2 tRNA genes and 3 rRNA genes are annotated in these 5981 nt (G+C 53.3%); all 5 read left to right on the top strand.

Annotated features, from left to right (window positions below):
• The first annotated feature begins 415 nt into the window (after positions 1–415).
• The 5 genes from AC2FLJ_RS22700 (at position 416) to rrf (ending at position 5801) form a co-directional block, all read left to right on the top strand.
• Positions 416–1875: ribosomal RNA gene (locus AC2FLJ_RS22700) — 16S ribosomal RNA — on the top strand.
• 217 nt (positions 1876–2092) lie between these two features.
• Positions 2093–2169 (top strand) — tRNA-Ile (locus AC2FLJ_RS22695).
• 9 nt (positions 2170–2178) lie between these two features.
• Positions 2179–2254 (top strand) — tRNA-Ala (locus AC2FLJ_RS22690).
• A gap of 420 nt (positions 2255–2674) precedes the next feature.
• Positions 2675–5505: ribosomal RNA gene (locus tag AC2FLJ_RS22685) — 23S ribosomal RNA — on the top strand.
• 181 nt (positions 5506–5686) lie between these two features.
• Positions 5687–5801: ribosomal RNA gene (gene rrf / locus AC2FLJ_RS22680) — 5S ribosomal RNA — on the top strand.
• The 16S, 23S and 5S rRNA genes sit together here with 2 tRNA genes alongside, the layout of an rRNA operon.
• Positions 5802–5981 lie beyond the last annotated feature (180 nt).

Raw genomic sequence — 5981 nt, 5'->3', positions numbered from 1 at the left:
CCCCTTCACCGGCGCTGCTGAGGCGGCGCTGACGGGTCGGAGAGACGGCCGGACGCATCGGAGAGACGGTGGAGACGCTCAGGAGAGACTGGGGGCATCTTAGGGAATGATTTAGGCGGGCGCGCTGATGTTATTGGCGCAACGGTCTGATTTTTGGCTCTGGGTGTTATGTTCTTTGACATTGATGGATAACTGAAGAGATATGTGGGCGGTTTGGTTCGTTTCGACGGATTGAATGTCTGTATATCGCGCTGGTAGGGCTTCGGCTCGATGATCCAGTGTCAGCTTCACTGTTTGTACGGCTTTCGGTTTCTGATGAAACCAGAAGCACATACAGACAGAAGACTTCATCAGGATTAGCCTCCTGATGAGATGTGCAGAGGTTCGAACGTCAAGGATAAGCAGCAATGCTTTTCAACTTGAGAGTTTGATCCTGGCTCAGAACGAACGCTGGCGGCAGGCTTAACACATGCAAGTCGAGCGCACCTTCGGGTGAGCGGCGGACGGGTTAGTAACGCGTGGGAACATACCCTTTGGTACGGAATAGCCTCTGGAAACGGAGAGTAATACCGTATGAGCCCTTCGGGGGAAAGATTTATCGCCAAAGGATTGGCCCGCGTTAGATTAGGTAGTTGGTGGGGTAATGGCCTACCAAGCCTACGATCTATAGCTGGTTTTAGAGGATGATCAGCAACACTGGGACTGAGACACGGCCCAGACTCCTACGGGAGGCAGCAGTGGGGAATCTTGGACAATGGGGGCAACCCTGATCCAGCCATGCCGCGTGAGTGATGAAGGCCTTAGGGTCGTAAAGCTCTTTCGCCTGTGAAGATAATGACGGTAGCAGGTAAAGAAACCCCGGCTAACTCCGTGCCAGCAGCCGCGGTAATACGGAGGGGGTTAGCGTTGTTCGGAATTACTGGGCGTAAAGCGCACGTAGGCGGACTGGAAAGTTGGGGGTGAAATCCCAGGGCTCAACCCTGGAACTGCCTCCAAAACTATCAGTCTAGAGTTCGAGAGAGGTGAGTGGAATTCCGAGTGTAGAGGTGAAATTCGTAGATATTCGGAGGAACACCAGTGGCGAAGGCGGCTCACTGGCTCGATACTGACGCTGAGGTGCGAAAGTGTGGGGAGCAAACAGGATTAGATACCCTGGTAGTCCACACCGTAAACGATGAATGCCAGTCGTCGGGTAGCATGCTATTCGGTGACACACCTAACGGATTAAGCATTCCGCCTGGGGAGTACGGTCGCAAGATTAAAACTCAAAGGAATTGACGGGGGCCCGCACAAGCGGTGGAGCATGTGGTTTAATTCGAAGCAACGCGCAGAACCTTACCAACCCTTGACATCCTAGGACCGGCCCAGAGATGGGTCTTTCACTTCGGTGACCTAGTGACAGGTGCTGCATGGCTGTCGTCAGCTCGTGTCGTGAGATGTTCGGTTAAGTCCGGCAACGAGCGCAACCCACATCCTTAGTTGCCAGCAGTTCGGCTGGGCACTCTAGGGAAACTGCCCGTGATAAGCGGGAGGAAGGTGTGGATGACGTCAAGTCCTCATGGCCCTTACGGGTTGGGCTACACACGTGCTACAATGGCAGTGACAATGGGTTAATCCCAAAAAACTGTCTCAGTTCGGATTGGGGTCTGCAACTCGACCCCATGAAGTCGGAATCGCTAGTAATCGCGTAACAGCATGACGCGGTGAATACGTTCCCGGGCCTTGTACACACCGCCCGTCACACCATGGGAGTTGGTTCTACCCGACGACGCTGCGCTAACCTTCGGGGGGCAGGCGGCCACGGTAGGATCAGCGACTGGGGTGAAGTCGTAACAAGGTAGCCGTAGGGGAACCTGCGGCTGGATCACCTCCTTTCTAAGGATGTTCCTGGCATCTTGAGCTTGCTCTTGATCGTGGAACACTTAGCAGAAGATCAACAAACAAAGTTGATCAAACTCATGGACCGAGCCGTCCTCATATCTCTTCAGAACATATCAGGCCCGCAACGCTGTGAGGTCTGGCCCTCTCGGCAGATTTTGCGATGCAAAATCGCCTGTCGGGCAACGTCGATTTTGCTTTTGCAAAATCAACTGGGTCGGTAGCTCAGGTGGTTAGAGCGCACGCCTGATAAGCGTGAGGTCGGAGGTTCAAGTCCTCCTCGACCCACCAAAAACTTTTGGGGCCTTAGCTCAGCTGGGAGAGCGCCTGATTTGCATTCAGGAGGTCAGGAGTTCGATCCTCCTAGGCTCCACCATTTGCCTTCGATTTGACCGTTAAGCACCATTTTGGTTCTTCACCGTCCAATCGGACGTCGCTTCTTCGGAAGCTTTGACATCGTATAGAGAGAAATCAATCAACACTGTTTGATCGTGCCGAGTGTGGCACTGATCTCGGTCGTTTCCATCATCTGATGGAAGGCACGGTTTGGGTCTAGCCGGCCCTGTCTCGTGTATCGCGACTGAAACGAACAGAGTTGTCCAAGTCTAATATACTAACCCGAGCGACCTGCGTTGATCAGCTGCACGGCTGAGAGACCATATGGGGTTGCTCATTTGTCCTCGTCCAAGTGGCGGGGGCGGGAAATGTATGTTTTTGGTTCAGAAGAATGACTGCCTTTAGTTACCAGCTGGGCGGTCTCGATCGACATATATTGTGTCTTTCTTTTTCTGGATCAAATCAAGCGCGAGAAGGGCGTTTGGTGAATGCCTTGGCAGCAAGAGGCGATGAAAGACGTGATACTCTGCGATAAGCCATGGGGAGCTGAGAATAAGCTTTGATCCATGGATTTCTGAATGGGGCAACCCACCTGAATGTTTGTTATTGTTAGCACTGCTAATCAATAATGGGCATAACCAGGTATTTATGACCTGAATACATAGGGTTATAAAGGCAAACCCGGGGAACTGAAACATCTAAGTACCCGGAGGAAAGGAAATCAATTGATACTCCCCTAGTAGCGGCGAGCGAACGGGGACCAGCCGAGCCTTGAGAGTGAGAAGAACATGTTGGGAAGCATGGCCATAGCGGGTGACAGCCCCGTATTCTAAGCTCAATGGGACGTATTAAGTAGGGCGGAACACGTGAAATTCTGTCTGAAGATCGGAGGACCACCTTCGAAGGCTAAGTACTCCTTGCTGACCGATAGTGAACCAGTACCGTGAGGGAAAGGTGAAAAGCACCCCGACGAGGGGAGTGAAACAGTACCTGAAACCGAACGCCTACAATCAGTCGGAGCCTCCTTGCGGGGTGACGGCGTACCTTTTGTATAATGGGTCATCGACTTGGTCTCACGAGCAAGCTTAAGCCGTTAGGTGTAGGCGTAGCGAAAGCGAGTCTTAATAGGGCGCATGAGTTCGTGGGATCAGACCCGAAACCGAGTGATCTAGGCATGGCCAGGTTGAAGGTAAGGTAACACTTACTGGAGGACCGAACCCACATCCGTTGAAAAGGATCGGGATGAGCTGTGCCTAGGGGTGAAAGGCCAATCAAACTCGGAGATAGCTGGTTCTCTGCGAAATCTATTTAGGTAGAGCGTCATCCGAATACCCCGGGGGGTAGAGCACTGGATGGGTAATGGGGCCCCACAGGCTTACTGATCCTAACCAAACTCCGAATACCCGGGAGTACTAGATGGCAGACACACTGCGGATGCTAACGTCCGTAGTGGAGAGGGAAACAACCCTGACCTACAGCTAAGGCCCCCAATTCATGGCTAAGTGGGAAAGCAGGTGGGACGACCAAAACAACCAGGAGGTTGGCTTAGAAGCAGCCATCCTTTAAAGATAGCGTAACAGCTCACTGGTCTAAATAAGTTGTCCTGCGGCGAAGATGTAACGGGGCTCAAGCCATGAGCCGAAGCTTAGGATGCCGTAAGGCATGGTAGCAGAGCGTAGTGTGACATAAGACTTATCCTCTTTAGTGTCCTTCGGGGCACCTTGGAGGATCGAGTCTTTTCGATGAAGCCGGCGCGTGAGCGATCCGGTGGAGAGATCACTAGTGAGAATGATGACATGAGTAGCGACAAAGAGTGTGAGAGACACTCTCGCCGAAAGTCCAAGGGTTCCTGCTTAAAGCTAATCTGAGCAGGGTAAGCCGGCCCCTAAGCCGAGGCCGAAAGGCGTAGGCGATGGGAACTAGGTTAATATTCCTAGGCCGTGGAGTGGTGACGGATCTCAGAGGTAGTTCATCCTTATCGGATTGAATGGGCTGCTGAGAGGTTCCTGGAAATAGCCCTCCTATAAGACCGTACCCTAAACCGACACAGGTGGACTGGTAGAGCATACCAAGGCGCTTGAGAGAACGATGTTGAAGGAACTCGGCAAAATACCTCCGTAAGTTCGCGAGAAGGAGGCCCGGTTCCTAGGCAACTAGGGGCTGGGGGCACAAACCAGGGGGTGGCGACTGTTTATTAAAAACACAGGGCTCTGCGAAGTCGCAAGACGACGTATAGGGTCTGACGCCTGCCCGGTGCCTGAAGGTTAAAAGGAGAGGTGAGAGCCTTGAATTGAAGCCCAGGTAAACGGCGGCCGTAACTATAACGGTCCTAAGGTAGCGAAATTCCTTGTCGGGTAAGTTCCGACCTGCACGAATGGCGTAACGACTTCCCCGCTGTCTCCAACATCGACTCAGCGAAATTGAATTGCCTGTCAAGATGCAGGCTTCCCGCGGTTAGACGGAAAGACCCCGTGCACCTTTACTACAGCTTCGCACTGGCATCAGGATTGTGATGTGCAGGATAGGTGGTGGGCTTTGAAGCAGAGACGCAAGTCTTTGTGGAGCCTCCCTTGAGATACCACCCTTCGCACTCTTGATGTCTAACCGCGGTCCGTTATCCGGATCCGGGACCCTGCGTGGCGGGTAGTTTGACTGGGGCGGTCGCCTCCTAAAGCGTAACGGAGGCGCGCGAAGGTTGGCTCAGAGCGGTCGGAAATCGCTCGTTGAGTGCAATGGCAGAAGCCAGCCTGACTGCGAGACTGACAAGTCGAGCAGAGTCGAAAGACGGCCATAGTGATCCGGTGGTCCCGAGTGGAAGGGCCATCGCTCAACGGATAAAAGGTACGCCGGGGATAACAGGCTGATACTGCCCAAGAGTCCATATCGACGGCAGTGTTTGGCACCTCGATGTCGGCTCATCTCATCCTGGGGCTGGAGCAGGTCCCAAGGGTACGGCTGTTCGCCGTTTAAAGAGGTACGTGAGCTGGGTTTAGAACGTCGTGAGACAGTTCGGTCCCTATCTGCCGTGGGTGTAGGAGACTTGAGAGGAGTTGCCCCTAGTACGAGAGGACCGGGGTGAACGATCCACTGGTGGACCAGTTGTCGTGCCAACGGCAGTGCTGGGTAGCTATGATCGGACAGGATAACCGCTGAAGGCATCTAAGCGGGAAGCCCCCCTCAAAACAAGGTCTCCCTGAGGGCCGTGGAAGACCACCACGTCAATAGGCCGGAGATGTAAGCGCAGTAATGCGTTCAGTTGACCGGTACTAATCGCCCGATAGGCTTGATTTGATCCAGTAATGGAAAGACAAATCAAAAACATACACCTCATTAAACATGGATAACTTCGCAGCAAAACGCTGCGGTGTTGATTGACATAACTACCGAGTAGCAACGCGCATTTGCACGCAAATACGTCGCCTGCCACTCGTCGCGCTTTGCAAAGCAAAGCCGCGACGGGGATTTTCCTCGGTTTGGTGGTCATAGCGCAAGTGAAACACCCGGTCCCATCCCGAACCCGGAAGTTAAGCACTGCCGCGCCAATGGTACTTGGGCTTAAGCCCCGGGAGAGTAGGTCACCGCCAAACCTAGAAAAATCCCACAATCAAACTTCTCTCTTACGATATCGAACTCATTCGACCCCGGCCTCAAGTAGCGTAAGCAACAGGCCGAAAAACGGTCTCAAGTAGCCGAATAGGCGGTAGACCACCAAAGTGACGCGGGATGGAGCAGCCCGGTAGCTCGTCAGGCTCATAACCTGAAGGTCG

This window comes from Ruegeria sp. CDSA034, assembly GCF_059612275.1.
The sequence above is the reverse complement of the archived record's forward strand: the minus strand, read 5'-3'. Positions and strand labels throughout refer to the sequence as shown.